Origin of the sequence: Microcoleus sp., assembly GCF_041354475.1 — a bacterium.
In the GTDB taxonomy this organism is placed as follows: domain Bacteria; phylum Cyanobacteriota; class Cyanobacteriia; order Cyanobacteriales; family Microcoleaceae; genus Microcoleus.
In genome coordinates this window covers 1-26,536 of the sequence record NZ_JBGJZU010000064.1, presented here as the reverse complement: position 1 = coordinate 26,536, position 26,536 = coordinate 1, and the positions used below count along the sequence as shown (strand labels likewise).

The window sequence follows — 26,536 nt, the reverse complement described above, 5'->3', positions numbered from 1 at the left end:
TGATTTAACCGCGAAGGCGCGAAGGACGCGAAGGAAGAGAAGAGAGAGTTTAATAATTCCGGTGAAGAGAGGATTTGGTATCACCGCCCCCTAGCCCCCCCACCCCCCCCTGCCCCCCCCCAAGGGGGGAAAAGAAGGAATAAGGAAGAAGTCAGGTTTCGGGGTCTTCATTTTTTTGAAGTTGACTGACTTACTAACGGAATATTCCCTTAATGAACCAGCCCACAAATAGCCCTATACCAAAAGCAGCTATTTGACCACTAGAGACAAAATGGTTCCAAGACTTCTGAATATTAGTAAAAATCTCATAGCTTTGACCCAAAATCACAGTCGAACTTAAATGAGATTTCCAAACTAACAAATCCACAGGATCGTTCCAATTAATCCAGTTACTCAATCCAACCGTTGTTTCTGTCATCAAATTAACTATCATGGTGATTTTCTTCTGTAGCAGGTGTTACTCTCATTACCACCAGGGTCATATCGTCTCCATTTTGGTTGCCCATGCCGATAAACTGGTGAACTCGATCGAACAAATAGTTCAAAATTTGCTCAGACTCCTGATAATTTTGACAAGCCCATTGAAAAGCCTCCGTCAAATTGTCCTCATCAAAGCGCTCCCCTACTTGATTGGCAGCATCAGTAAAACCATCGGTGTAATAAATAATAGTATCTCCAGGCTGCAATTGTACCTGTGCCTCTTGGTAGCGCGAATCAGCATCCAAGCCAATTAGCATCCCTTCGAGAGTATCAAGCCTCTCAATAGAATTAGTGGCGGCTTGCCAAAGCAAAGGCGGGTGGTGAGCAGCATTACTGTAAGAAAGAGTCCGAGTTTTCGGGTCATACTCGGAATAAAACAGAGTCACGAAACGGTGGGAATTTTCCAAATCCGCGTGCATTACCCGGTTTAAATGTTGCAGAATTCTGGCAGGGGAGTGGCGGTTCAAAACCTCTGCGCGCAGCATACCCCGTGTCATCGTCATCAACAGACCAGCGGGTACTCCCTTACCCATGACATCACCGATGACAACACTCCAGCGACCCTTGTCCATTTTTGATTTGAGATTTTCGATCAAGGATGGGGTATGTTCTGACTCCTGTTCCTTGCCTATGGGGTCATAGTCGGCGGGAATAAAATCATAATAATCTCCGCCAACTCTGCTAGCTGTTTGACAGCGGGCGGCCACATCTAGACCGGGAATTTTGGGGCAACTACGAGGCAAGAGTCGCACTTGAATTTCTGCACCAATTTCCAACTCTCTGTCTAAACGCTCTTTCTCTGCCAATTTAACATTTAGCTCATCTTTGGCGATCGCAACTGCGGTTTGATCTGCCACCAACCGGACTAATTTCTGTCTCCCAGCCGTGAACAAATATTGGGATTCGCTGCTAAAAACGTACAGCCGTCCTCGTTCCAAATTATTCAGTAAAATTGGTGCACCAAACAAGTGAACATCCGGGCCTAAAAAGCGACTGACTTGAATATCTAGACTAGAAGTTTGCCCGGAGTTACCCGACATAAACTCTGCCCCGGTTCCCACACCTGTTGTCACTTGCTTAGTGGCAATTTCCAGTGCTTTTCGCATATCTTGACACTGCCGTCCTGATTGACAGTGCAACTGCTGAAACCTGACTTGACCATTGGGCTTGAACAGTACCAAAGCTCCGCCATCGGCATCGGTAACGCGAGTCGCTACCAAAGGAACCAACTCCAAAAATTGATTGAGATTATTAAAAGTCCGCAGGGCAAATCCCAGGGAACTTAACATATCTTGAACATTATGCTGGTATCGATGCAAGCGGGCCACCAGTTCTTTGAGCGCGAAGACTGGCGTCACGTCGATGGAATTGCGACCAGAAGGGCGGTCAGCAGGTTGAGGTGAGGGGCGAGGCAAAGGCACAGCAGTCATTTTAGATTTGTGATTTTCGATTTTAAATTAAAGAAGAATGATTCAGCATTTACACAGAAGCAGAACTGAAACCAGATTTTTTTGTCGATGATTTTCTAGATTATCTGTTTTGCATTTAACAATTTGTATCTTGGTGGTTAGTTGAAACACCAGCCACAAGAATTTAAATTCAAATTACCCTACAAATTCAATGCGCGACAACTTAATCTAGTCTTTTCCACAGCCTTTGTCGATCGAAAACCCTGTTCCTGTAGGTAATTCCTACGATTTTAGTTTTAGGTTGAGGATTTTGGATGTTTATGCTGCCTGTCCGCCTCAAAAAAATTGGGACGGTTACAGATACCTCATCAATCAAAAATCAGAAATCTAGAATCTAAAATCCAGCAGGGCTTCCACAAACTCGTAGCTAGAAAACGGGCGCAGGTCTTCGATGCTTTCCCCGACTCCAATAAACCGGATCGGCAGACCCAATTGCTGCACTACTGCTAGGGCAACACCACCTTTAGCAGATCCATCGAGTTTTGTCAAGACTACTCCACTTAATTTTGCAGCCTCTGCGAAAACTTCGGCCTGTCGCAAACCATTTTGACCTAGTGTGGCATCCAAAACCAGTAGAGATTCTACGGTAGCACCAGGAGCTTTTTTATCTACTATGCGACGGATTTTACTGAGTTCATCCATCAAGTTTTTTTTGTTTTGCAGACGACCTGCTGTGTCTACGATTAAGAGTTCTGTATCTCTGGCCTGGGCCGCGGCGATCGCATCAAACACCACAGCAGCCGGATCGGTGTTTTTTCCAGGATTGGCAATAATTTCGACTCCGCTACGAGCTCCCCAAACTTTCACTTGTTCGACGGCGGCGGCCCGGAAAGTGTCCGCAGCACCTATCAGAGTTTTGTATCCTGATTTTTGGGCAATGTGGGCAAGTTTACCGATGGTCGTAGTTTTTCCCGCGCCATTAACTCCGACAATCAACCAAATATTGAAGGTGTCTTTTTCGGGGGCAAAATTCAGACTGTAAGCGGGATTTCCGGCGGCAGTTTGGGCACAGGGTGCATCGAGGATGTCCCGCAGAATGGTTTTGAGGTAGGCTAGGGCCTGTTCTGGGGGTAGGACTTCTTGTGAGAGTTTGGCTTGGAGGCGACTGATTATAATGTCTGTGGCTGCGACTCCGACATCGGCTTGGAGCAATAAAGTCTCAATTTCCGCTACTGCGTCTTGATTGAGCGGGCCTTGACCGACGATCGCCTTAAGTCGATTAATTAAGCTACGACGGGTTCTTTCTAAACCTTTACGCAGTTTTTGCAGCCAAGTGATTTCTTCGACAGATACTTGATCTGGCCGCCGGCCTTGACTGGCGAGGATTTCTGAGGACCACAGGAAGCCTTCGTCAAAGGCAAAACCAGGAATTTCTTCGATAATTGCAGCTCTGGCTGCTGCTGCTGCAATTACCTCTGGTTCTTCGAGGGCGGTTTCTTTGAGCCGTTCGATCCGTTCCATGCGATCGGCCTGAGCTCTGGCCCAAAAGGGCAAGGCTTCTGCTGTTTCGGCCCTAACTTCTGTCGCCACGGGATTTGGTTCTGATGCGATCGATTCTGGATCGGGAACAGAAATGGCAGGTTCGGGAATTTCTCCCTGTTGGGTTGAAACTTCTAATTGTTGAGCTACTGGTTGAACAATGGCGATCGACTCGGCTGTCGGTGAAGCATCGGTTGCTTCGACAATGGCAGGTGCAGAAATTTCTGATGTTTCTGCCACCACTTGTGCTATGGGAGCCTCAAGTTCGATCGCATCAGTTGGTTCGACAGTTGCGGATTCAGCAATATCGGTTTCGGCTGCTGGAACCTCAGTTACTGGTGTCTGGGTAACTTCTGTTTCCGGTTTTTGCTGTTTTTGAATATTTTTATAAGCAGCTTTCGCCCAATTCAAATAATCCTCTGCTATGGCGGGGGAACTTGGATCTGCTGCATCTGTTTGAGGCTCAACGGGCGCGGATTCTGTTGGTGACTCTTCTTGGGGCTGTACGGGAATATTTTCTTGTTCAGAAGATCCACTTTCGCTGTACTGGCGACGAAACCAATTAAAAACCATAAAATTAAAATGGGGAATATAGTTAGTTGACTGTTGACTGTTGACTGTTCTTATTTGTTATTTGTTATTTGTCAGTTGATAGTTGTTGTTTGTTATTTGTTTACAACTATCAACTGACTAATGACCAATGACTACTGACTAATGACTACTGACTACTGACTAATGACTACTGACTAATGACTAATGACTAACTGGTTGTGCATTAATGCGATCGACAACTCGGCGCAATACTCCGTTGATAAACCGATGTCCGTCATCGCCACTGTACCGTTTTGCTAGTTGGACAGCTTCGTTGACACCGACTTGTTCGGGTAAGCCTAGAAATAGAATTTCCGCGATCGCAATTCTCATGATATCTCGATCGATCCTGGGCAAACGTTCGATTTGCCAGTCCACGAGGGCTTCTTTGAGCAACTCATCAATTTCTGGGCGGTTCGCACTTACTTTTGCCAAGATTTGCAAAGCATAATTGCGGACATCTTGCTGGTTAGCTAGCTGGATGATTTCGGGAAACTCCATGGCCGAACCGAGACGGTTAATCGCCGTTTGAGTAAGTTCCACAGCTTCCCGTACCATTGCTCTAGCACTTTCGACATCGGAGGCGCGGATTTCGCTCGATAGCAGCTTGTCGCTACCTCGTTGCACTTCTGAGGCTGCGGTTTCTAGAGATTCTTGAACTTCCGTAGTCAGGGTGCGGATGGCGGCGAGGACGACATCTTGGAGTTTCTTGGCTTCTAAGAGTTCTGGATTAGCTGGGAGTTGGCTAATGCCGAGGAGTGCGAGTTCGCGTGCGGTTTCGCGGGCTTTTTTCATATTTTTTAAATAGGAATTGGGAGTTTAGGAATTTAGGAATTCTTGAGATTGCTAGAGGTTAGTTCACAGTACAGACTTGGACTTTAGCAGAAAAACTTGTAAAAAAAAACCGCCCTCAGTCACGATTTCCGTCTGGGCCGGTTTTATGCAAGATTATTGATGTGTTGATTCACTCTTCTTCCACTGGAACAGGATGATATCTCGCATCGGGCATCAAGGGCTCAAATTTTGTCCCATTGGTGTTTTGGGCCGTTACTATAGCTGAGTTGCTGGGGTTGACTATGCCGCCGGAGATGATGACTTTAAACGCATCTTCGATCGACATTGACAGATTAACCACATCTGCTTCCGGGACAATAGCGTACCATCCAGTAGTGGGATTGGGAGTAGTGGGAATGAAAATGCCGATGGGACTTTCGCCTGAAAGATAAGGCGGAATATCATTATTCTCGATCGTACCGGTCACAAAAGCCAAAGTCCAGATTCCGCGCCGGGGATACTCTACCAAAACCACACGGCGAAATTTGTCATTGGACTTGAGGATAGTTCCCAGCAGTTGTTTGAGGGTTTTGTAAACCGAACCTGCTAGGGGAATTGCCTGTAATAGACGTTCGCCCAAGTCTAACAACCACTTCCCGAAGATATTACGGGCCATCAGACCAATAATCGTAATGCTCAGCAGGGGTACAGCCAACCCTACCAAGAGATTGAGCAAATTCACCAAAATCGGGTTGAGGCCGTCAAAAGGGTTAATTTGCTTGGGAATTTTGGTGAGAAAATTAATGACCCAACTGGCGACAGTGATTGTCAGCCAGATGGTGGTAGCTAAGGGTATCACTACCAAAAGACCTGCGATCAGGTCGTTTTTTAAGTCTTGTTTGATGCGTTGGAGCACGGGTGGTCAACTCTCCTCGTAACTGGCTGCAAATAACCTGAACAAACCTGAGACTAGAGAAACTGCACGAGCTTGCATGGAAGTCGCCATGTTTATTGTCTTCGATCCAACTAGACTGTGCTCTCTCCTGTCAGGAAGAGTTAGGGGTGGGTATGCTGTACTGAAATATGTAAAGAATGATTGCAAATTGGCGACTGTTTTTAATATACGTGACTTATTGTATATTTTAAGACTTTTTGGTTCTGACTTGAAAAAGAAGTCGATCGCCTTGACGCGGTGTGGGTAGGGTGGCTTGTTGACTATAAACTCAAGTCAGGAGTGGTTGAGTTTGCATTTTGCTAGTAATTTGAATTATGCGCGCAAGTTGCGATCGCGCAACCAAGCATTTGCCCAAATTGTATCCGCCTCTGACAGCGGTGGTATGACTTCCCAGTTGCGATAATCTATCTTGAGGTCGTAACTTGCGATGTCGTAAATTTGATTGAATAATTCCTGCAAGTTTATGATAGGTTCAGTATCGCCCGATCGCAATGGTAGAGGAAAAGCTGGCATCTGGTTCTGCACATTAAAAGCGTACAAATCTGCTTTGGGACGGCGATTTCCCCGACACACCAAAACGCTATAGTGACTTTCCACGTTATTGCCAACAATTGGCATTTTTTGACCGCGCCGCAATAAATCTATTTCTATTAAATGAGTACGGCTCGATAAAATTTCTTCTCGCTTTTCCTCGTACATTTGTCGCCCTTTGCCTGTTCGTTTATTAGTAGGCGATAGGATTTCAATAAGGGTGATTAATTCTTGGCTTCCCCTTTCTCTAATTTCTAAATAGCCTTCCCGAACCTGGTATGGCATGGGAATATTTACTGTTAACGGTTGTGTCGGTGGCTCTGCAACGGCTACGTTTGATGTTATTAATTCGGTCTTGGTTTTTGGTTGAATTACATTTACGTCAGGAATACCAATTGATAAATTATCGTCAGCGGTTTCATAGATTCTCACTTCCAGCGACACTAAATACTTAGGACGCAGTTGAGGAGATAAAAATCTAAAAATTTCACTAATCAGCAAGTGGTGTAGGGCTGGCCAGAGTTCGAGATGCTCTAAATACGGGTCCATACCGGGAAAGGGAGATGGCATTGATGTGACTCCTTGACTTAAGTCTATTTATAGTTTAGCAACTTTCCCGCAATCCGCGATCGCGCAACCAAGCATCTGCCCAAGCCGCATCCGTTTCAGACAATGGTGGTATTGGCTCCAGACAGTAATCTATTTCCATATCGTAGCCCGCAATATCGTATACTTGATTGAAAAGCATTTGCAGATCGACAATAGGTTCAGAGTCTTCGGGACGCAAAGGAACTGGGAAAGCAGGAATTGAATTTTGAATATTAAAAGGATACATATCACCGGAAGGAAGGCGATTTCCCCGACAAACCAAAATCCGATATTGACTCTCAATATTATTGCCAAAAAATGGCATTGGTTCGCCGTCTCGCAGCAAATCAATCTCAATTAAATGAGTGCGACTGCCCAGTATTCTTTCGCGTTTTTTCTCATATATTTGCCTGCCTTTTCCCGGTCGTTTATTAGTAGGCGAAAGTATTTCGATTGTTGTGACTACTTCTTTAGTTTCCACTTGTCTTATTTCTAAATAAGCTTCTTTGATAATTTCAGGCATAGGAAGTGTCACGTTCACTGGTTGTACTAGAGGTGACAAAACAGCTACATTTGTAGATGGGTTATTTGATGTCTGAGAACGCTGTACAATCACATCGGGAATACCGACAAGCACTGAATTTTCGCTGCTGGTTTCATACATTCGCAACTCTACGGCAACTCGATATTTAGGACGCAGTTGCGGAGATAAAAATCTGGCAATTTCACTAATAAACCAGTGATGCAATTCAGGCCATAGGTTAGGATGCTCTAAATACGGGTCCATACCGGGAAAGGGAGATGGCATTGATGTGACTCCTTGACTTAAGTCTATTTATAGATACTTCAGTTTAGCAAGATTTTTTGGCGCGAATGCTGTAAGAGATTAATCGATCGCACATTTTGCACTTATTGCCATAGTCCGTCGGGGGTTTAAACCCCCGCCTCAAAGCTAAAGTCGTCTGAAGACGACTGAAAAAGGCGATCGATTAATCTCTGTTTCATATCGTTTCCGGCTGCATCGGAATGATTTAACCGGACCTAGAACGCAGAGAACACAGAGGGAGATAAGAGAGATGAATAATTCCGATGTTACCGGATTTGATATCAATCCTCAGTCCGTCGGGGGTTTAAACCCCCGCCTCAAAGCTAAAGTCGTCTGAAGACGACTGAAAAGGCGATCGATTAATCTCTATTTCAATCTTTTTTTCAATCCTTTCTTTAGTCCACTTAAGTGGACTTTTGCTTTGAGGCAGGGATTTAAATCCCTGCCGGAATGTGACAACAAATACAAGATATCAGTTCGATCGCTATTAAACTTCGATCGGCAATTGCATCGGAATTGGCACGCTGTTTTCATCCAACACAGACACCGCATTTACGAACACAATTGTATGCGGGACTGTGGGCATTAAACGGCGCAGTGCGTTTAGGTAAGATTCCGCATCGCGGCGGCGGGCGAAGCGGGCGACTGTTAACCGCTGACAGTTGGGGAGGTGGCGAATTAGATGCCAAGGTTGAAGTCGATCGCGATATGTCGGTTCTTTTGGTATCATAGGAAAATCCTTCCCACTTTTGTGGGTGGTGAATGAAAGGCGATCGCTCTAGATTTCTCAGGTCCGAGGGCGATCGCTAATTTGATAATATTAATCTTATGATACGTTCGTATCGACTGTCAAGTGCAAGATGGGTCTAATTCGGTTGCGGGTTCGAGAACTAGCTGAAGAGAAGGGTTGGACGCTTAAAGAAGTTTCTGAGCGATCGGGCATTCCTTACAGTACCGTTAGAAGTTATGCCCATTCTCCCAAGCTGGCAACTGTGGATTATACGGCTTTGAACAAAATGGCTCGCGTGTTTGATATTGCGATCGAAGATTTGGTTGAGATTTTGGAAGAGTAGGCTGATTTTTAGCTGGGAATATGGGACGAATTAGGCTGCGAGTTCGAGAATTTGCTCAAGAAAAGGGTTGGAATCTAACAGAAGTCTCCAAAAGAACAGGTATTCCATATACCACGATAATTACCTATGCTAATTCTCCAGGTATGGCAACTGTAGACTATACGGCTTTGGACAAGATGGCTCGTGCGTTCGATATTGCGATCGAAGATTTGGTTGAGATTTTGGAACAATAAACTGATTTATCAGCGGGAAGATGGGTTTAATACGATTGCGGGTTCGAGAACTAGCTGAGGAGAAGGGTTGGACGCTGAAAGAAGTCTCTGACAGAACGGGAATTCCCTACAGCACGGTTAAAAAATACGCCCAAGCTCCCAAAATGGCAACGGTGGACTATACGGCTTTGCAGAAACTTGCTGAAGTCTTCGATGTGATGGTGGAAGACTTGGTTGAGGTTTTGGAACGGTAAACTGATTTGTGATTTGGTTTTTGCGTTTGTTGCAACAGTCCGTCGGGGGTTTAAACCCCCGCCTCATAGCTCAAGTCGTCTAAAGACGACTGAAAAGGCGATCGATTAATCTCTAATTTCAATCCTTTTTTCAATCCTTTCTTCAGTCCTCTTTGAGAGGACTTTCGCTATGAGGCAGGGGTTTAAACCCCTGCCGGAATCTGGCAGCAAATGCCAGATATCTGTTTTCATAAATATTTGCTAGAGATGCAGTTCAAAGCCCCCCCTTAGCAAGGGGGGGTTGGGGGGGGTTAGCTATGTCACGCTACTTCATGAAATTGGTATTAATGGGCGATCGAATACTTGATTTTTATGCAGACTTGACATATCATTAAATAATGGGAATCTGTGGCGTCATATAAAGTAAAGTCATATAAAGTAAAAAAGATTGCCCCCAGCGAAGACAGTGCAACTGCGAACCGGGCGACTAAGACAGCGCAACTACAAACTAAAACAAGGATTGTGTCAAAATAAGCTTAATCTCCACCCATCCACCTAAAACCCATGATTCCCACAGATACAATCCTCGACAACCGCTATCAAATAATCAAATACTTGGCGGGTGGTGGCTTTGGTGACACCTACCTAGCCAAAGATTTAGACTTACCCGGAAAACCCCACTGCGTCGTCAAACACCTGAAACCAAAAAAAAATAGTCCTGCTGTTTTGCAGCTAGCCCGACGCTTGTTCGATACCGAAGCACAAGTTTTGTACAATTTAGGCAATCAATGCCCGCAAATTCCGACTTTGTTTGCTCACATTGAAGAAACTGGCGAATTCTATCTAGTTCAGGAATTCATAGATGGACATGATTTAAGCAAAGAGATTGTTCTCGGCAAAAAGTTAAGCGAATCCTATGTTATTACCTTATTAAAAAACATCTTAGAAGTTTTAGCAGTTGCTCACGAACATCAGCCAAATGCCGTTATTCATCGAGATATTAAGCCACCGAATTTAATGCGCCGTCGCCAAGATAGTAAAATAGTCTTGATTGACTTTGGTGCAGTTAGGCAAATCAATCAATTAATTGTGAATGTTAATGGAAATGTCACAACAACAGTGGCTATAGGCACTCCCGGATATGCACCCAGCGAACAAGCTAAAGGAAAACCAAAATTGTGCAGCGATGTCTATGCTGTGGGGATGATTGGGATTCAAGCATTAACAGGAATTGGGCCGCAACTATTGCAGGAAGATCCGATGACTGGGGAAGTAATTTGGCGGCATTTAGTGCCAAGAATTGACGCTAGATTTGCGGATGTTTTAGAGAAAATGGTGCGCGACCATTTCAGTCAGCGTTATCAGAATGCTGGGGAAGCTTTGCAAGCACTTTTATCTTTATCGACGAATCCTTCCGGGAGCAAAGTTAAAACAATTCCTGTGATTCCACAGCACACTTGGTCGTTACCGACTAACACAACCAGGCGAGGTTTATTGCAATTAGCGGGTTTTGCTGGGGGAGGATTTGCATTAGCTGTGCTGAGTCAAAGTTTGTTGAACAACAAATCTTCTTCATCTTCACCAAATCTTCCACCTCCATCAGATAATGAGCCGCCATCTCCTGAATCATCGGCTCGAAAATCATCCCCAGAACCCATAGCAGAAAGTCCATCACCTCAAGCATCTCCAAAACCATCACCAGAAACTCCAGCCCCAAAAGCATCGTCAAATTCCCTAAAAACTTTTGATTTTGAAACAGTGACAGTCAACTCAACGGGGCAGATTGCTAACCGAAGTCAAGGACAAGTACAGGTTTTTACAGATAATCTCGGTGATGGCATCACTATAGATATGATAGCAATTCCAGGTGGCAGTTTCGTGATGGGTTCTCCCAGTACGGAAGCAGGGCGAGATAGCGATGAAGGGCCGCAGCGTACTGTTACTGTGGCCCCTTTTTTTATGGGTAAATATGAAGTCACTCAAGCACAGTATCAAGCAGTGATGGGAAACAACCCATCTCGTTTCAAAGGTGCGAAACGTCCTGTAGAACAAGTAAGTTGGGATGAGGCTGTGGAATTCTGCCGCAAACTTACTCAAAAAACAGGCAAGACTTATCGTTTACCATCGGAAGCGGAATGGGAATATTCTTGTCGCGCGGGAACGACAACACCTTTCTATTTTGGTGATACGATTACGCCAGATTTAGTTAATTATGACGGCAATTATCCCTACGGTGCTGCGCCGAAGGGACTTTATCGCGGACAAACAACGGATGTCGGGAGTTTTCCGCCGAATTCCTTTGGTTTATACGATATGCACGGGAATGTTTGGGAATGGTGCAGCGATAAGTGGCATGGTAATTATAGTGGCGCACCGACTGATGGAAGTTCCTGGGAAACTGGAACAGATAATAACCGGGTGCGGCGTGGCGGATCCTGGGACAGCGATGCGGTCAATTGCCGTAGTGCCTTTCGTAACGGGCTTTCGGCGGGCGATCGTAACTCATTCATCGGTTTTCGCGTAGCTCTGGCTTCTGCGTAGTCTCCGGTTGTTGGTTCTGTGCTGTAGTCTCCCGCGAGGACTCTTCTCTACTCTTTTGCTCTTTTTCCCTCTTTCCTCTTTACCCTTTTGCGCGCGTCAGCGCGCTTTAAAATTTTTTTGGGGAAAATGGGGGTTAATATTACGTTCAGGGGCTGTAGGGGCGGGTTTTACCAACCATCTATGGGGGAAACCAACAACATCATAAACCCGCCCTGGCCCGATCGCTCACATTCAAGCATTCGGTTCAATGCCTAATTCTCGCAATTGCGCCGCCAAAGCTTCAGCAATTTCTGCCGGAGTCTGAACTAATTGCCCTTCCTTCATAAAAAAGCGCAACTGACCATTTTGCACCCCTAAAAATAACTCTAACTGCTCACTCCATAGCCAACCTTGAGGATTAGTTTCTAACGTTTGATATTGACCACCAACTAAAAGAAAACCAGCTAACTCCAACCCATTCGGATCAAACCAAAAATACTCCGGTGTCCGAAAAATATTCTGATAAATTTTTTTCTTCAACCCCTTGTCAACTTCCGCCGTACTCGGAGAAAGAATTTCTACAATTACATTAGGATACTGACCATTTTCAGCCCAAACCACCCAACTTTTACGAGGTTTGCGTTCCGTTCCCAAAACAACAAAAAAATCAGGCCCGCGAAAATCCTGCGACTTAATTTGTTGGGGACTATAATAAATTGTCAAGTTCCCACTGGCATAGAAATCGTTGCGACTTCGCCACAGCCAAACCAGACAATCGATAAGTAGCTGCATTTGCAGCCGATGTAAATCACTTTCCAAAGGTGGTTCATCACTCCATAAATCAGCAGGTGGAACTACTATTACTTCTCGTAGTTCGTCTGTGTACTCTAAATCTTTAGCAAGAGACATAACAAACTTGCCTCCCGGCAAAAAACATTACTCTCAGTTTATCAAATTCCAGAATAGAACTTACATATGAGTGACCAGAAACCGGGTTTTTTCGATAAAACTTCGCTACAGTCAGCAAAACTGCAAAAAACCCGGTTTCTTTGTCGGAGTGCGTAAATCCCGATCGCACTCAATTCGATCGCCCATTCCAAAAATCGCCAAAATTTTCAATCCCTTTCTCGATTAGTAATCCACAATGTGGAATACTAGGTTACGTAACCTCTTCTAACTCAGCAACATATTCAGATTCATAGTTTTCGATTAAAACACCAATAACATCCATCATCGAAGCAAGAGGATGGCTTTCATTCTCGCCCACTTGATCGATTAGGCTATCTAGTAGTTCGACTAAACGCTCATATTCCTGTTCGGTGTGAGGAACAAAAACCATTTTAGCAATGGATGACCAACCAACAATTGTTTGATCGAGATTAAGACTTTGCATCATTCTTTCCACCTTTCTTCTTCTTTGGTATTGATAACAAGGAAATGCCCAAGAAGTGTCAACTTAAGCCTAAAAGCCTTGAGAAATCTCGTTTTTACACTAAGTCTAGATCCCCCTAAATCCCCCACCCCCCCCTACCCCCCCCAAGGGGGGAAAGAAGGGGAGTAGGGGTTGACTTTGAGGATATTTCTTGTCCCCCCCTTATTAAGGGGGGTTAGGGGGGATCTAGACTTTGATACAAACAAGAGATACTCAAGGTTCAATCTTAAATTGACAACAATGAATGGTCAAGGCCTAAGTCCTTACTTCATCTCATAACCAAACAAATTCGGATCGACTTCACCCAAATTCAAATCGGCCAAACCATACTCAGCCCAACGCCGCTCCACCATCGCCGCCACATCAGGATCGGACTCCAAAACTTCGCCCCATTCGTGCTCGGTTTCCGGCGGCATCTTCGTAGTCGCATCAATCCCCATTCTGCCTCCCAAACCGAGTTTTTCACTGGCAAAATCTAAGGTATCAAAAGGCGTATTTGGCAGAATAAATACATCTCGAACTGGGTCAACTTTAGAACTAATTGCCCACACTACTTGACGCGGGTCGCGAATGTTGATACTTTTATCGACAACAATCACAAACTTAGTGTAAGTAAACTGCGGCAATGCACTCCAAAATGCTAAAGCAGCTCTGCGCGCTTGGCCGGGATATGCTTTATCGATCGAGATAATTGCGGCTTTATAACTCAGCGCTTCCATCGGTAGGAAGAAATCGACAATTTCCGATACTTGCTGCCGCAATATAGGAGTATAAATGCGATTCAGGGCGATCGCCATCATAGCCTCTTCTTTCGGTGGCCGCCCGCTAAATGTAGTCAGATAAATCGGGTCTTTGCGGTGCGTCATGCAATTGAATCGCACCAGTGGCGAATCTTCGACACCGCCGTAATAACCCATGTGATCTCCAAAGGGCCCGTCGGGCAGAACTTCACCGGGGGTAATCGTTCCTTCTAACACGATTTCCGAGTCAGCAGGTACTTCCAAATCTACGGTTTTGCACTTGGCTAAACTCACGCCGGAACCGCCGTAAAGTCCGGCGAATAACCATTCGGATAAGTCTACAGGAATTGGGGTTGCTGCTGCGAGGATGATCAGTGGGTCAACTCCCAGGGCGATCGCAACTTCCAACTTTTTACCAGCTTGTGCAGCTTTCCGCAAGTGTCGCGCCCCTCCCCGCACCGATAACCAGTGGACAGTCATGGTATTTTTGGACTGCAACTGTAAGCGATAAACCCCCACATTTGGCGTGCCGGTTTCGCAATCTTTGGTAATTACCAAACCCAAAGTGATAATTTTGCCCGCGTCTCCCGGATAGGGGCGAATCATCGGGATTTTGTTCAAATCGAGCCCTTCTCCCTCAATTACCACTTGCTGACAAGCGGGGAAAAAATCACGGCCTGGTTTCGCTTTCACTACGTCAAACAGGACTTTGCCGAATTCTATGGCCTGGGAAATCTTTTTGGGCGGTTTTGGCTGTTGTAGCATTCCCAGTTTTTTGCCGAGCTCTTCTAGTTCGATCGGCTTTTCCATGTTCATCGCCCAGCAAACGCGCTGTTCCGTACCCAGCAGGTTAATCGCTACGGGGAATTCTGCGCCTTTGACGTTTTCAAACAGCAAGCCTGGGCCGCCTTTTTGCAGCATTTGGTTGGAAATTTCGGCAATTTCTAGGTCGGAATCGACTAAGGCGCTAATCCGGCGCAGTTGTCCCCGTTCTTCGAGTAGTTTGAGGAATCCTCGCAAGTCTCTTGCCATTTTTTTTAATAATTGTTAAGTTTCTTTTACTATTATGGGGCGATCGACTGCCACAAGTTACTCTTGAACCGCTCAAAGAATATCTATTTAACGAACCGCGAAGACGCGAAGGGCGCGAAGGAAGAGCAAGAAGAAGATAGGTAATGTCTTGTTGGGTTCGGGAGCAGGCTGTAATAATGGTTAAATGAAATGTCCAAGATGCGAATCTGACCAACTCCGTAAGAACGGCCGTCCCAACGGTCGCCAGCGATATCTTTGCAAGGCTTGCCGCAAACAATTCTTTGATCCGGTAGGGCCACAGTCTTTCAGTCGCCAATTCACCGAAAGTGAATTAAGCGCAGCTATCCCGCAGGAAATCACCTCTGTAAGCACTACAGATTCCGGCGGGATTGCGATTTTGCTGTTAGATGCTGAAAATCTGAAACTTAACGTTAATACAGAACAATTCTTAGCGAGTTTGTGCGTCTATCCTCTGCAAGTTAAAGTTGCTTTTGCTAACTGGAAAAATCCGAGTACGGGGAAGTTGGATGCTGAACTTTACGACCGCGGTTATGAGCTGATTCATGTTCCGGGCGGTGCTAATAGTGCTGATGGTAAAATGATTGCCTTTGGTGCTGCTCTTTTATATCGATATCGCGATGTGCGAGAAGTTTTTGTTTGTTCTTCGGATGGTTTGTTAAATCATCTTTGCAATCAGTTGCAAAATCAGGGATTGACTGTGTTTCGGGTGCGGCGAAAAAATGCTGTGTTGTCTGTAGAAAACTGTCATAATGGTGAGAGCAAGCACTATTCTTGTGAGAGGGAAGTAGAAATTCCTAGTTTTGAGGAATTGGCTCATCAAGTTGCAGAATTATTACAGGCTGAACATAAATCTATTGACGAGCGTATTGCTCGATTTTCGAGGGTGGCTCAGTTTTTTAAAGAGCGCCATACTATTGCTTTTAATTCTGTGAATTCTCATGCACTAACAGTTGCGGAGTCGGCACAACCGCAAGTTTCTCCGGTGTCGGAAGCGTCTTTGGCGACGGTTGTTGTCGAGCAAAATGTTGCCCAAAAACCGGATATAGAAATCGTTCCTGTTGTCAATTCCTCTACTATTGATTCTCTGGATGTTTTCCAAATTAAAATTTTAGAAATTATTGAATCTGCCAAAAATGAGTTGCACGAGAATACTGTTAGTCTGGTGAGAATTCAGAAAGATTTTTTGGATAAATATAAATCTAATGCCGATGTAATTGTGAAAGGTTTTTTGGGTAAAAATTCCAGCTTGCTAAAATATTTGCAGTCGAGATCTACAGTTTTTCAAGTGAAATCCAGCGGGCAAAAACATCAAGTGGCGATGGTTGGGCAAAAATCGGCTGCTTCCAAAGCTCAGGCCTATGCTACCTTGGAAACTTCTGTAGCCAAAATTATCAGAGGATTAACGGCTGAATCTCCGGGTAGTTATGTTCCGATTAACCAAGTTGCTACGGAATTTCATAAGTTATACCATCAACCACTGACTAAAAAACTGCAATCAATGAATTTGGGGAGTAAGGTGATTAATTTTTTGCAGTCATGCCAAATTTTCAAAGTTAAGAAAGATGGTAAGGATTATCAAGTGGCGATCGCACTTTCCTAAGTTGTTCCCATCTTTAATAGCAGATGTTGAGGTGTGGATGCCATAGGTGAACAGGGAATTAAAAAATGGATAAATACCATTGTGGGCAAGGGTTTAAGCGATTTACCAGCGATCGGAGTCAATCCCCAATTGCTTCAAGAATCCTAGGCGGCCGCCTATGGTATCAATTGTGAATTTTTTTTATTAACTCTGCCTACAGCTAATTGTCAAAAATTTAACCCAAATTTAACCAAAATTTAAAACAAGCTTATCCTTTCTCCAGGTCTGACTCGTATCTTTCGGTCTATCCTATGGAGGGGATTCCCCAAAGTCTGTTATTTAAGGAGGAGGAGTATGTTTTTTTTCACAGGACGTTGGCGACGTGCCTTTATAGTTACGCTAGCAGCAACCGCATTTTCGCTCTCGTTGATTAGTTCTGCTGTAGCAGCCGTCACACTAAACGGTTCGGGAGCTACTTTTCCCAAACCTCTTTACGATCGCTATTTCTCTCAGATGAGAAGCGCTAATCAAATTACTGTAAACTACGAAGGGACTGGCAGTGGTGCTGGCATCAAAGCATTAATCGCAGGTACTGTTGATTTCGCAGGCAGCGACGCGCTGATGAGTGCGGCGCAAATAGCAGAGGTAAAGCGTGGTGTTATTGCTGTTCCCACTGCTGGTGGCGCTGTGGCAGTTATTTACAACTTGCCTGGGGTAAACAATGTACGGTTGAATTCCGATGCGATGAAAGGTATCTTTGAAGGCAAAATTACCCGCTGGAATGATGCGAAAATAGCAGGTATTGCTGGACAAGCTAAAAACTTGCCAAATACTGCGATTCGAGTAGCTGTACGCGCAGATAGCAGCGGTACAACCTTTATTTTTGCTAACCACTTGCAGGCGATCGGCAGCACCATCAAAGGTGTCGCTCAACCGAGTTGGCCCGGAAGCCCTGTCAGCGGTCAAGGAAACGCTGGGGTAGCAGGTTTGGTCAGACAAACAGCAGGTGCAATTGGCTACGTTCAAGATACTTACGCTCGGCAAAACAAGCTCCAAACAGCATTCATTCAAAATAAAGCTGGTCGGTTTGTAGATGCTAACTTGGCAGAAGCAGAGAAGGCTTTTGTAGGGGAAACATTCCCAGCAGACTTCCGCTTAGTAGAAGGAAATCCTAACGACGGTTATCCGATTGTTGGCTTAACTTGGTTGTTAATCTACAAAGAGTATCCTGCTGCGAAAGCTGATGCTATTAAAAAGATGGTTAATTGGGTGATGACTACAGGCCAAGGTCTCAACAAACAACTAGAGTTTACTTCAATTCCTTCGGCTACAGCTCAAAAGGTAATTCAAACAGTCAATCAAAGTGTGGTTGCCAAAGGTTAATTAGGGCAATCTCAGAGAGTGATGAGTTAAATAACTACGACTCAAAACTCATAAAATTTCAGGGGTAAGGTGTGCTTCGGTGCACCTTACAAGACACCTACTATAATTACTCGTCCATCAAGCAAATATTTCACTGTTTACGCAGTAACTTAGGGTATGACCAATTTTGCCAAGCAACCAGAAAAATTTACTGACCAGCAGACAGCAAACAGCACAGAAGTAGACTTGACTGATACTAATGGTGAAGGTTTGTGGCTGGAGTCAGGATTTACTATATTTGTATGGGCTTTTGCCCTAGGGACAGCGGGTACGCTGTTCTGGATGAGTGCCATAATTTTTAAAGATGCTTGGCCAGCCATTAGCAAATTTGGCATCTCATTCCTCTGGAATCCTAAGTGGGATATTGGGGAGTTACAATTTGGAGCTTTGCCCTTTATTTACGGGACTGTGATTAGTTCTGCGATCGCCATTATTATCGCAATTCCTCTTGGACTTTCCGTGGCTATAGTTACCAGCGAAAACTTTTTGCCCGTTTGGGTGCGATCGCCCTTGGGATTCATGGTGGAATTAATCTCAGCCATTCCCAGCGTCATAGTTGGACTTTGGGGAATTTTTGTTCTCATTCCCTTTCTGCTACCTTTACAACAGTCGCTATTTAACAATTTCAGTTGGTTTCCTCTGTTCAGCAGCGAACCCTTGGGTCCAGGAATGTTGCCCGCTGGAATACTGTTATCAATCATGATTTTACCAACAGTAGCCGCCATTAGCCGCGATGTTTTGATGTCAGTTCCCGTAGACTTGCGAAGTGCTTCCATGTCCCTAGGTGCCACCCGCTGGGAAACAATATTTAAGCTGTTATTACCCGCAGCTAGTTCAGGAATTATCGGGGCAACCATCTTGGCCTTGGGACGCGCTTTAGGCGAAACAATGGCAGTCACCATGGTAATTGGCAACTCGATTCAAATCAACCAATCTATCCTAGCTCCTGGTTACTCAATCCCCGCTGTTTTAGCCAGCCAATTTCGGGAAGCTCAAGAACCTCTGCACGTCGGTTCTTTAATGTATTTAGCGCTAATTCTATTTGTCATCACCCTATTGGTGAACGCAGTCGCAGTATTGTTAGTTCAGCTAATCGGTGTCAAGGGAGCGAAAAATTAAACATGAATCAAGCACAAAAAACACCAACTATTCTGGATGCAGAAATTTACAATCCCCTGTCACTGGGTAGAAACTTTTTTAGCCGAGGAATGACTGTTATTGCCTTTGCTCTCACAGCCTTAGCTCTGCTACCTTTGTTCGCTATTTTATACAAAATCCTGGGGGAAGGATTAACACATTTAAGCTGGAAAGTTTTAGTTTCCCTGCCAGCACCAGTAGGAGTTGAAGACCAGCCCAACGGCTTTGCCAATGCGATTCTGGGCACGGCTTTAATGGTAGGAATCGCCACCTTATTTAGTGTCCCTATCGGGGTAATGACCGGAATATTTTTGTCAGAATTTGGCAGAGAAAACAAGGGGATAGCAAATGCCATCCGCTTTATCACCGTCATTCTCAGCAGCGTTCCTTCCATCGTTGTGGGAGTCTTTGCTTACGCTTTAATTGTCGTTACAACCAAAGTATTTTCAGGATTAGCTGGCGGTATCGCTTTGGGTATTATTATGCTTCCCGTTGTCGCCTTGACAACAGAACAAGCATTAAAATTAGTCCCTACTTCTTACCGACTCGCTTCAGGAGGTTTGGGAGCCGGACGTTTTCAAACTATCTTTCGGATTATCATTCCCTCGGCACTCCCGACGATTACCACAGGCGTTTTGCTCGCCGCTTCCCGCGCCGCCGGCGAAACCGCACCACTCATCGTTACTGCTTTATCCAGCCAGTTTTGGCCTCCTTTGATTGAGAAATTGGGAGAAATAACTCAGTCTCCCCTTGGTGCAGAAACCCTCTCGAAAATCCAAGAAATTCCGGGGACAATTCTGACTCCAACTCCTTCTATGTCAGTATTAATATACAGTTATGCCAGTTCTCCCTACAAGGAACAGAATGAATTGGCTTGGACAGCAGCTTCTGTGCTTTTAGGCATGGTTTTGATTGCTAGCGTCGCCTCTCGTGCGGTAACACGCAAACGCTTGCAAAATAGATAATTATCATCAATTATCCGCCTCCATTCAGGAACAGTCAGCCTACCATTAGCGAGATAATTATCTACATCTCAAAGTTTACTATTAACCCTACATAACTGAAAATAATGACACTTGAAAGTAACTTGACAACTGGAAAAAATACCCATAATTTTTCGGCAGATACCGCCCAGGAAATTGACCCCAATGCAATGCCAGCCTTACGGGTTCAGGACTTGAGTTTTTACTACGGAACTCACAAAGTTCTGGAAAATTTGTCGATGAATATTCCTCACCCACAAGTCACGGCTATTATTGGACCTTCTGGTTGTGGTAAATCTACTTTTCTCAAGGCTCTTAACCGGATCGGGGAATTGGAAGGAAAAGTAATCATCAAAGGAAGGGTTGAGTTTTTTGGACAGGATATTTACAGTCCCAAAGTGAATATTAATAGTCTGCGTCGCCAAATTGGGATGGTGTTTCAAAGACCAAATCCTTTTCCGCTCAGCATCTATGATAATATTGCTTATGGAGTGAGAATATTTGGTAAAAAAAGCAAAGCAGAATTAGATGAAATTGTAGAATCTGCACTGAAAAGCGCGGCGCTTTGGGATGAGGTCAAAGATAATTTGAAGAAATCGGCCCAGGGGATTTCTGGTGGACAACAGCAGCGACTTTGCATTGCTCGTGCTCTAGCTGTGAAACCAAAAATTTTGCTGATGGATGAACCTTGTTCGGCTCTAGACCCGATTTCTACGATGAAGATTGAGGAGCTATTTCAGACTCTGCGGCAACAGTTAACTGTGGTGATTGTGACTCACAATATGCAGCAGGCTGCTCGTGTTTCTGATTACACTGCATTTTTTAATACTGATGAAAGTCGCATCGGCCGCATGGTTGAATTTGGGCCGACAAGTCGGATTTTTACTTCTGCAAGCAATCCCAGTACCAGGGATTATATTCAAGGCCGTTTCGGTTAATATTGTTCGTAGTAGTTGGGCGGGGGCGGGTTTATGAGATTGTTGGTTTTAGGCAATTATTGTTGGTGAACCCGCCCCTACAGGAATCATGTCAACCGACCGGACATGATATTACTACAAACTATAAGGACTAAAGTCCTTACTACGAAAAATTTTTATATGTCCTCACCACTTCTGAAGCGAGAATTAGGTGTTTTTGGCGCTACTCTGATGGGCCTCGGCTCAATCGTCGGTACCGGAGTATTTGTGAGTATCGGGATTGCGGCGGAAATTGCTGGGCCGGGAGTGATTTTTGCTGTGATTATTGCTGGTTTAGTGGCTGTTTGCAATGGCCTCAATAGTGCTCAATTAGCGGCAAATCATCCTGTTAGTGGTGGTACTTACGAATATGGTTACAAATATCTGAATCCTTGGCTGGGTTTTACGGCTGGTTGGATGTTTCTGTTAGCGAAAACGGCTTCGGCGGCTACTGCTGCTTTGGGTTTTGCAGGGTATTTTTTGAATGCAGTTGGTGTAGCCGATCGCACTTATCTGATCCTAACAGCCTTAGTCGCCCTCGCCACCCTGACTCTGGTTGTATTGACCGGCATTAGGCGATCGAATATCGCCAATACTGCCATAGTCTCAGTTACACTCTTATCTCTGGCTGTGTTTATTGTTGCTGGTTTACCAGAGGTAAGCTGGGAAATGGCCACTGTACAGAATGATAGTTCGATCGCATCCATCCTCCACGCCACCGCCCTGATGTTTGTTGCCTATAGCGGTTACGCCCGCATCACCACCATGAGTGAGGAAGTGCGGGAACCGAAGCAAACCATTCCCAAAGCCATAATTTTCACTTTGGTGCTGACAATGCTCCTTTACATGGCGGTAGCAATAGTCTTTGTTGGCGTGGGTGGTCCCGATCAATTGTCCCTGCAAACAGCCACCACTGGTGTACCTTTGGAAGTCATCGCCCGCAGTTTCCGCATTCCGGGAGTTTCTCAACTGCTAGCTGTCGGGGCTATTACCGCCATGCTGGGAGTGCTGCTGAACTTAATTTTAGGGCTGTCGCGGGTGTTGCTGGCGATGGGGCGACGTCGGGATATGCCGAGAGTCTTGGCGCGGCTGAATCCTTCGCAGACAACTCCCTATGTGGCTGTGGTGGTCGTGGAAGTGGCGATCGCACTTTTAATCCTCATCGGCGATGTCCAAACCACTTGGTCATTTAGCGCTTTTAGCATTTTGATCTACTACGCTATCACCAACCTCGCCGCCCTGCAACTTTCTCCCACCCACAGACTTTACCCCCAATGGCTCCCTATAGTAGGTTTAGCTTCCTGTCTATTTCTGGCTTTCTGGGTCCAGAGGCAAATTTGGCTGATTGGGTTAGCGTTAATTATAGCTGGTTTGATCTGGCGCGCGATCGTCCGACTACTGGCGAAAAACTAGAATTATAGGGCATACTAGAACCTTTGGACGTTTATCCAAGCAACACAGGCGTGAGAATACACCTCTAGTCTGAACCTTGCAATCCTCTCTGAGCAAGCCTGCTCCTGGAGTCACCAATCGAGCGTGTCTTTAGACCTGAGAGTGTCAAGATAGATTTAGAAACCATCCTGCATTGTGGAGAGCTATGCCCGCTCATAACCCCTTGCTGGCGACTCAAGAATCTGCCGCATTCAGCGCCATCAGTCGCTATCTCGCTCAAACTCTAGTTTCCATTCAATCCAAGCACCCTGAATGGATAGCTGAAAAATACAGGAAAACCCAGTGGGCAAAACCTGATTTTCAGTCAATTTTGATTTTCAAATTTACCAAAAGTTTCAGATTAGCAAAAGATGTAGATTCCATTCTGCTAACTGCGAAAAAATACCTCCAAATCCTCTTGATTCCCGAATTCATTAATTCGGCTCAATTCACCAAATTAATAGCCAAAATTCAGCAACTTGCCGAAGCCCCCATAGCACCAGCTAAATCCAATAAATCAGCCTCATCTAAACCTCCAACTCCCTCATTGGGCGTGGGAATAGCCATCCTGCTGCTAGATGTCGAAAACTTGCAACTCAATCTCGAAACCGAAAAATTCCTAGAGGGAATTTGCCAGTATCCCATCCAAATTAAAGTTGCCTTTGCCAATTGGCGCAGCATGGGCAAAAAAGATGCTGAATTTCACCAACGCGGCTATCAATTGATTCATGTCCCCCCCGGCAAAGACAGTGCCGATTTAAAAATGGCTACCGTTGGAGCATCTATTTTCGTCCATTATCCCACAGCCAAGGAGATTTTTGTCTGTTCGTCCGATCGGGCATTGACCCACCTCAGCAATACCCTCCAAGCTCACGGATTAACAGTTTTTCAAGTCCGCAAACAAGTAGATAAAATCATAGTTTTAAATAGCAAAACAGGACAAACAGAAACCTACTCCCTTGTATCTGTAACCGAACCTGACCCCATCGAAAAATTAATTCTCAATCTAAAAACAATAATCAAAATAGAACAAGAACGCACATCAGCTCAGTGGGTAAAACTTTCCAGAATTTCAGTCTTATTTAAAGAAAATTACGGTTCACCCCTCAATCAAGTCGTGGCAACTCATCTGCTAGGCACTAAAACCAGGGATATATTTATTAAATATCCCACGGAATTTGTGGTTCACCAACCCTCAGAAAATTCTCAAGCATACGTAACTCTTTTTGATGTAAAACAGTCACCAAAACCACCAATAATTAACAAAGATAGTTCACCTAACAGCATGGCAGTATCGGCTAGTTTGGAAAGTATTAATTCTCTCGAAGACTTGGAAACAGCCATTGTCCAAATCGTGAAAGAACTCACCAAAAACTCTCCAGCTAATTCTGTATTTCTCTCAAATGTAGGTAGCGAATTCCACCGACAATACGGCAAACAAATTACCCAAATAATTAAGGAATTCAATCTCAGTAGAAAATTCCCTAAATTTTTGCAATCTTGCACTTCTCTCCAGATTCAAAAAGTAGATAAAGGCTGGCAAGTTTCTCTGAAATAGTTATTGGTTATTGGTTATTGGTTATTGGTTATTCCCAATTCCCCATTCCCAATTCCCCATTCCCAATTCCCCATTCCCAATTCCCCATTCCCCATTCCCCATTCCCAATTACCAATTCCCTATGCCCCATGCCCCATCCCTGAGCTTCGCTTCGCCCAATTTTCATAACTTGAGTTATCATACAAACACGATGTAAAGAAATGTAAAGGGATATGCAGAATAAAGTTGTGGTTGTTGTGGGTGCGACTGGTGGGATTGGTTCAGCGGTAGCCCACAAACTGGCAGATGCGGGTGCAATTCTCGTGCTTGCAGCCAGAGACAGCAGTCGTTTAGACCCCCTAGCCGCCCAATTCCCCACCACAAAGGTACTAACAGTACCTACAGATATTACTCAGTTGTCACAAGTCGAAACTCTAATGCAGAAAACTGTGGAGCATTTCGGACAAATTGATGTATTGATAAATGCGGCCGGTGCGGGTATTCTCAAGCAGTGGAACAAATTAGAACCCGCTGATTTAGATGCGATGCTTGATTTGAATTTGAAAGGCAGTTTTTACACATCTCAAGCAGCAGCTAATGTGATGAAAGACCGCAAATCCGGTCACATTTGTAATGTCATCGGCATTTTGGGCAAGCATTCGATGGCGATGGGAACAGCTTATTGTGCTTCCAAGTTTGGGGTAGTTGGTTTCAGTAAGTGCATGGCCGATGAATTGCGGCGCTATGGTATCAAGTTTACGCTATTCTATTTTGGTGGGGTGGATTCTCCCTTTTGGGATAGTGTGAGTTTGAAGGTAGATAGGTCAAAAATGTTGACTACAGAAACTGCTGCCAATGCCATTATGTTTGCTCTTTCTGCTGACCCACAAGCAGTCCCAATGGAAATTAACATTCAGCCTGAAAGTCATTTGTTTTTCTAGAATTTAAGCAGCATACCCATGGTAGATTTGAGATTGTAGATTTGAGATTGTTACGACAGATGAACCTGGGGTGATAAGTTGTAAATTTATCATATAATTGAAGGTAATATTTTGATTTACCCTTTTGACCCATAATCCCCTATCCCAAATCTACAATCTTCATGATTCAGTCTTCAGGCAGACACCAGCTCTCCTGTTTATAGGCTATTGTTAAGTCAATTAACCTTATTAAACATAAAAATGACTAAACAGCTTGTTAATTTCCCCATCGCCATTTTCAATTATTGATTATGGAGTTCGATCGCATTCAATTCTATACTGAAGATGCAGCAACATCGCGGGACTGGTTTGTCAGCAAATTAGGCTTTCAAACCACAGCAAGTTATGCCAATAGCCACACTCATAGTGAAGTGCTCGCAAGTGGCAATATCTGTTTTGTTTTATCTTCCCCCTTGACATCCTCTAGTCCTGTCGCTAGTTGGTTGAAATTACATCCTCCTGGTATTGCCGATGTGGGCTTCCGGGTCAAAAATATTGAGTTTGCAATAGCTAGAGCGATCGCTGAAGGCGCTAAACTACTGGAACCGATTCAAAAAGGTATAAATGCAGGAGGCAGTTTTAAGCGGGCAAAGATTGCGGGTTGGGGAGACTTAAGCCACACCTTGATTGAGGGAAGTGGTGATAATTCACTGTCACCGAATTCTGCGGAAATCCCACTGTTTACTAATATTGACCACGTAGTATTAAATGTGGCAACCGGGGATTTGTCTACTGCTGTTAATTGGTATCAAAGAGTTTTAGGTTTTCAGACTCAGCAAAATTTTGATATTCAGACTGACAAATCGGCTTTACGCAGCCGAGTTATGGTTCATGCTGAAGGTGGAGTGCAATTGCCTATTAATGAATCGGCATCACCTAATTCTCAAATTCAAGAGTTTTTGGATGCAAATCAGGGGCCGGGCATTCAACATATGGCTTTGCAAACCGATCGCATTGTGGACATTGTGGCTGATTTGCGATCGCGCGGTTTGCCTTTTCTGCCGGTTCCCTGGACTTATTATAAAGAATTACAACAACAGCAAAACTATGTACCGAAAGATTGGCAAGAAATTATAGGTGCTCAAGTTTTGGTAGATTGGCCGGAAGAGACGCCCGCAGCGATGCTGTTGCAAATTTTTACGCAGCCAATTTTTGCTGAACCTACATTCTTTTTTGAGATAATCGAACGTCGAGTTGCCTTAGTTAACGATGTCAAAGTGCAAGCGGGAGGTTTTGGGGCTGGAAATTTTCGGGCTTTGTTTGAGGCCATAGAACGGGAACAAATGAAGCGGGGAAGTTTGAGTTTTGAGTGAGGAGTTTCCTCCTGGTTGCTCCTATCCATAGCATTGTTGCGTCCAGGACCCCCCCAAGGTTGGTTTCATTTTTGGTAGGGGCCGTGCCCCCGTGCCGGCCCTCCTAGGGCTGCCCCTGTCCCTCGACCCCCCCCTGCCCCCCCCCAAGGGGGGAAATTTAGGAAGAATTCACCCCCAAGGGGGGAAATTTAGGAAGAATTCACCCCCAAGGGGGGAAATTTAGGAAGAATTCACCCCCAAGG

The 26,536-nt window shown here is 44.8% G+C and carries 25 protein-coding genes; 13 read left to right on the top strand and 12 right to left on the bottom strand.

Features of this window, described 5'->3' with window-relative positions; translation table 11 throughout:
• Window positions 1-193 precede the first annotated feature (193 nt).
• The 8 genes from ACBR23_RS21110 to ACBR23_RS21075 all read right to left on the bottom strand — a co-directional run bounded on the left by ACBR23_RS21110 (window position 194) and on the right by ACBR23_RS21075 (window position 8,423).
• Entirely contained in the window at window positions 194-433 is a 240-nt protein-coding gene (locus ACBR23_RS21110) for a hypothetical protein (protein ID WP_371117849.1), read from the bottom strand.
• The gene (locus ACBR23_RS21105) at window positions 423-1,910 is read right to left on the bottom strand and encodes a PP2C family protein-serine/threonine phosphatase (protein WP_341737688.1); all 1,488 of its coding nucleotides are present in this window, start codon (window positions 1,908-1,910) and stop codon (window positions 423-425) included. Before ACBR23_RS21105 ends, ACBR23_RS21110 begins: the two co-directional genes overlap by 11 nt.
• A gap of 366 nt (window positions 1,911-2,276) precedes the next feature.
• Window positions 2,277-4,001 carry a signal recognition particle-docking protein FtsY gene (gene ftsY, locus ACBR23_RS21100; RefSeq protein WP_371119584.1) on the bottom strand — a complete coding sequence of 575 codons (1,725 nt, stop codon included), beginning with the start codon at window positions 3,999-4,001 and terminating at the stop codon, window positions 2,277-2,279.
• A gap of 180 nt (window positions 4,002-4,181) precedes the next feature.
• Window positions 4,182-4,814 (bottom strand): transcription antitermination factor NusB, encoded by a 633-nt coding sequence (gene nusB, locus ACBR23_RS21095; protein ID WP_371117847.1) that lies wholly within the window; start codon window positions 4,812-4,814, stop codon window positions 4,182-4,184.
• 169 nt (window positions 4,815-4,983) lie between these two features.
• Window positions 4,984-5,709 carry a DUF502 domain-containing protein gene (locus tag ACBR23_RS21090; RefSeq protein WP_371117846.1) on the bottom strand — a complete coding sequence of 242 codons (726 nt, stop codon included), beginning with the start codon at window positions 5,707-5,709 and terminating at the stop codon, window positions 4,984-4,986.
• 351 nt (window positions 5,710-6,060) lie between these two features.
• Complete coding sequence (locus ACBR23_RS21085) at window positions 6,061-6,849, bottom strand: DUF4058 family protein (protein WP_371119583.1); 789 nt, start codon at window positions 6,847-6,849, stop codon at window positions 6,061-6,063.
• Window positions 6,850-6,883: 34 nt separating this feature from the next.
• Window positions 6,884-7,675, bottom strand: a complete 792-nt coding sequence (locus tag ACBR23_RS21080; RefSeq protein WP_371119582.1) for a DUF4058 family protein — start codon at window positions 7,673-7,675, stop codon at window positions 6,884-6,886.
• A 505-nt stretch (window positions 7,676-8,180) separates the two neighbouring features.
• The gene (locus ACBR23_RS21075; protein ID WP_371119581.1) at window positions 8,181-8,423 is read right to left on the bottom strand and encodes a hypothetical protein; all 243 of its coding nucleotides are present in this window, start codon (window positions 8,421-8,423) and stop codon (window positions 8,181-8,183) included.
• Window positions 8,424-8,553: 130 nt separating this feature from the next.
• On the opposite strand from ACBR23_RS21075, the gene ACBR23_RS21070 reads away from it, so the two are divergent.
• From ACBR23_RS21070 to ACBR23_RS21055, 4 genes are all read left to right on the top strand, one after another.
• Complete coding sequence (locus tag ACBR23_RS21070; RefSeq protein WP_006635455.1) at window positions 8,554-8,766, top strand: helix-turn-helix transcriptional regulator; 213 nt, start codon at window positions 8,554-8,556, stop codon at window positions 8,764-8,766.
• A 20-nt stretch (window positions 8,767-8,786) separates the two neighbouring features.
• Window positions 8,787-8,999, top strand: a complete 213-nt coding sequence (locus ACBR23_RS21065; protein ID WP_096831645.1) for a helix-turn-helix transcriptional regulator — start codon at window positions 8,787-8,789, stop codon at window positions 8,997-8,999.
• A 20-nt stretch (window positions 9,000-9,019) separates the two neighbouring features.
• The gene (locus ACBR23_RS21060) at window positions 9,020-9,232 is read left to right on the top strand and encodes a helix-turn-helix domain-containing protein (protein ID WP_194063647.1); all 213 of its coding nucleotides are present in this window, start codon (window positions 9,020-9,022) and stop codon (window positions 9,230-9,232) included.
• Window positions 9,233-9,775: 543 nt separating this feature from the next.
• On the top strand, window positions 9,776-11,752 hold the full coding sequence (locus ACBR23_RS21055; protein ID WP_371119580.1) for an SUMF1/EgtB/PvdO family nonheme iron enzyme: 1,977 nt from the start codon (window positions 9,776-9,778) through the stop codon (window positions 11,750-11,752).
• Between the two features lie 231 nt (window positions 11,753-11,983).
• On the opposite strand, the gene ACBR23_RS21050 is transcribed toward ACBR23_RS21055, so the two are convergent.
• The 3 genes from ACBR23_RS21050 to ACBR23_RS21040 form a co-directional block, all read right to left on the bottom strand.
• Entirely contained in the window at window positions 11,984-12,640 is a 657-nt protein-coding gene (locus ACBR23_RS21050; protein ID WP_371117787.1) for a Uma2 family endonuclease, read from the bottom strand.
• 250 nt (window positions 12,641-12,890) lie between these two features.
• Window positions 12,891-13,127, bottom strand: a complete 237-nt coding sequence (locus ACBR23_RS21045; RefSeq protein WP_341737718.1) for a hypothetical protein — start codon at window positions 13,125-13,127, stop codon at window positions 12,891-12,893.
• A gap of 299 nt (window positions 13,128-13,426) precedes the next feature.
• A complete protein-coding gene (locus tag ACBR23_RS21040; protein WP_341737698.1) occupies window positions 13,427-14,935 on the bottom strand; it encodes a UbiD family decarboxylase in 1,509 nt (502 codons plus the stop codon).
• A gap of 184 nt (window positions 14,936-15,119) precedes the next feature.
• On the opposite strand from ACBR23_RS21040, the gene ACBR23_RS21035 reads away from it, so the two are divergent.
• The 7 genes from ACBR23_RS21035 to ACBR23_RS21005 all read left to right on the top strand — a co-directional run bounded on the left by ACBR23_RS21035 (window position 15,120) and on the right by ACBR23_RS21005 (window position 24,022).
• Complete coding sequence (locus tag ACBR23_RS21035) at window positions 15,120-16,556, top strand: NYN domain-containing protein (RefSeq protein WP_371119579.1); 1,437 nt, start codon at window positions 15,120-15,122, stop codon at window positions 16,554-16,556.
• Between the two features lie 333 nt (window positions 16,557-16,889).
• Complete coding sequence (pstS, locus tag ACBR23_RS21030) at window positions 16,890-17,918, top strand: phosphate ABC transporter substrate-binding protein PstS (protein ID WP_371119578.1); 1,029 nt, start codon at window positions 16,890-16,892, stop codon at window positions 17,916-17,918.
• A 156-nt stretch (window positions 17,919-18,074) separates the two neighbouring features.
• Complete coding sequence (gene pstC / locus ACBR23_RS21025) at window positions 18,075-19,076, top strand: phosphate ABC transporter permease subunit PstC (protein WP_371119577.1); 1,002 nt, start codon at window positions 18,075-18,077, stop codon at window positions 19,074-19,076.
• Between the two features lie 2 nt (window positions 19,077-19,078).
• Entirely contained in the window at window positions 19,079-20,059 is a 981-nt protein-coding gene (gene pstA, locus ACBR23_RS21020) for a phosphate ABC transporter permease PstA (protein ID WP_371117783.1), read from the top strand.
• 188 nt (window positions 20,060-20,247) lie between these two features.
• Window positions 20,248-21,015: a phosphate ABC transporter ATP-binding protein PstB gene (pstB, locus tag ACBR23_RS21015; protein ID WP_340523119.1), complete on the top strand. Its 768-nt coding sequence runs from the start codon at window positions 20,248-20,250 to the stop codon at window positions 21,013-21,015.
• A 159-nt stretch (window positions 21,016-21,174) separates the two neighbouring features.
• Entirely contained in the window at window positions 21,175-22,446 is a 1,272-nt protein-coding gene (locus tag ACBR23_RS21010) for an APC family permease (protein ID WP_371119576.1), read from the top strand.
• A gap of 184 nt (window positions 22,447-22,630) precedes the next feature.
• The gene (locus ACBR23_RS21005; protein WP_341737705.1) at window positions 22,631-24,022 is read left to right on the top strand and encodes an NYN domain-containing protein; all 1,392 of its coding nucleotides are present in this window, start codon (window positions 22,631-22,633) and stop codon (window positions 24,020-24,022) included.
• A gap of 28 nt (window positions 24,023-24,050) precedes the next feature.
• Here the strand turns inward: ACBR23_RS21005 and ACBR23_RS21000 are convergent, their stop codons facing one another.
• Entirely contained in the window at window positions 24,051-24,203 is a 153-nt protein-coding gene (locus ACBR23_RS21000) for a hypothetical protein (protein WP_341737706.1), read from the bottom strand.
• A 31-nt stretch (window positions 24,204-24,234) separates the two neighbouring features.
• Here ACBR23_RS21000 and ACBR23_RS20995 point away from each other — a divergent pair, with 31 nt between their 5' ends.
• Complete coding sequence (locus ACBR23_RS20995) at window positions 24,235-24,942, top strand: SDR family oxidoreductase (RefSeq protein WP_341737707.1); 708 nt, start codon at window positions 24,235-24,237, stop codon at window positions 24,940-24,942.
• Between the two features lie 290 nt (window positions 24,943-25,232).
• Window positions 25,233-26,294: a 4-hydroxyphenylpyruvate dioxygenase gene (gene hppD, locus ACBR23_RS20990; RefSeq protein WP_371119574.1), complete on the top strand. Its 1,062-nt coding sequence runs from the start codon at window positions 25,233-25,235 to the stop codon at window positions 26,292-26,294.
• Window positions 26,295-26,536: the final 242 nt, after the last annotated feature.

Bases quoted from the DNA above. Each gene is read 5' to 3' on its own strand.
- ACBR23_RS21005 (WP_341737705.1), top strand. From the start codon at position 22,631: ATGCCCGCTCATAACCCCTTGCTGGCGACTCAAGAATCTGCCGCATTC.
- ACBR23_RS21065 (WP_096831645.1), top strand. From the start codon at position 8,787: ATGGGACGAATTAGGCTGCGAGTTCGAGAATTTGCTCAAGAAAAGGGT.
- pstC (WP_371119577.1), top strand. From the start codon at position 18,075: ATGACCAATTTTGCCAAGCAACCAGAAAAATTTACTGACCAGCAGACA.
- ACBR23_RS21035 (WP_371119579.1), top strand. From the start codon at position 15,120: ATGAAATGTCCAAGATGCGAATCTGACCAACTCCGTAAGAACGGCCGT.
- ACBR23_RS21070 (WP_006635455.1), top strand. From the start codon at position 8,554: ATGGGTCTAATTCGGTTGCGGGTTCGAGAACTAGCTGAAGAGAAGGGT.
- pstA (WP_371117783.1), top strand. From the start codon at position 19,079: ATGAATCAAGCACAAAAAACACCAACTATTCTGGATGCAGAAATTTAC.
- ACBR23_RS20995 (WP_341737707.1), top strand. From the start codon at position 24,235: ATGCAGAATAAAGTTGTGGTTGTTGTGGGTGCGACTGGTGGGATTGGT.
- pstB (WP_340523119.1), top strand. From the start codon at position 20,248: ATGCCAGCCTTACGGGTTCAGGACTTGAGTTTTTACTACGGAACTCAC.
- ftsY (WP_371119584.1), bottom strand. From the start codon at position 4,001: ATGGTTTTTAATTGGTTTCGTCGCCAGTACAGCGAAAGTGGATCTTCT.
- nusB (WP_371117847.1), bottom strand. From the start codon at position 4,814: ATGAAAAAAGCCCGCGAAACCGCACGCGAACTCGCACTCCTCGGCATT.
- ACBR23_RS21075 (WP_371119581.1), bottom strand. From the start codon at position 8,423: ATGATACCAAAAGAACCGACATATCGCGATCGACTTCAACCTTGGCAT.
- pstS (WP_371119578.1), top strand. From the start codon at position 16,890: ATGTTTTTTTTCACAGGACGTTGGCGACGTGCCTTTATAGTTACGCTA.
- ACBR23_RS21045 (WP_341737718.1), bottom strand. From the start codon at position 13,127: ATGATGCAAAGTCTTAATCTCGATCAAACAATTGTTGGTTGGTCATCC.
- ACBR23_RS21000 (WP_341737706.1), bottom strand. From the start codon at position 24,203: ATGATAACTCAAGTTATGAAAATTGGGCGAAGCGAAGCTCAGGGATGG.
- ACBR23_RS21105 (WP_341737688.1), bottom strand. From the start codon at position 1,910: ATGACTGCTGTGCCTTTGCCTCGCCCCTCACCTCAACCTGCTGACCGC.
- hppD (WP_371119574.1), top strand. From the start codon at position 25,233: ATGGAGTTCGATCGCATTCAATTCTATACTGAAGATGCAGCAACATCG.
- ACBR23_RS21055 (WP_371119580.1), top strand. From the start codon at position 9,776: ATGATTCCCACAGATACAATCCTCGACAACCGCTATCAAATAATCAAA.
- ACBR23_RS21050 (WP_371117787.1), bottom strand. From the start codon at position 12,640: ATGTCTCTTGCTAAAGATTTAGAGTACACAGACGAACTACGAGAAGTA.
- ACBR23_RS21080 (WP_371119582.1), bottom strand. From the start codon at position 7,675: ATGCCATCTCCCTTTCCCGGTATGGACCCGTATTTAGAGCATCCTAAC.
- ACBR23_RS21010 (WP_371119576.1), top strand. From the start codon at position 21,175: ATGTCCTCACCACTTCTGAAGCGAGAATTAGGTGTTTTTGGCGCTACT.
- ACBR23_RS21060 (WP_194063647.1), top strand. From the start codon at position 9,020: ATGGGTTTAATACGATTGCGGGTTCGAGAACTAGCTGAGGAGAAGGGT.
- ACBR23_RS21085 (WP_371119583.1), bottom strand. From the start codon at position 6,849: ATGCCATCTCCCTTTCCCGGTATGGACCCGTATTTAGAGCATCTCGAA.
- ACBR23_RS21110 (WP_371117849.1), bottom strand. From the start codon at position 433: ATGATAGTTAATTTGATGACAGAAACAACGGTTGGATTGAGTAACTGG.
- ACBR23_RS21040 (WP_341737698.1), bottom strand. From the start codon at position 14,935: ATGGCAAGAGACTTGCGAGGATTCCTCAAACTACTCGAAGAACGGGGA.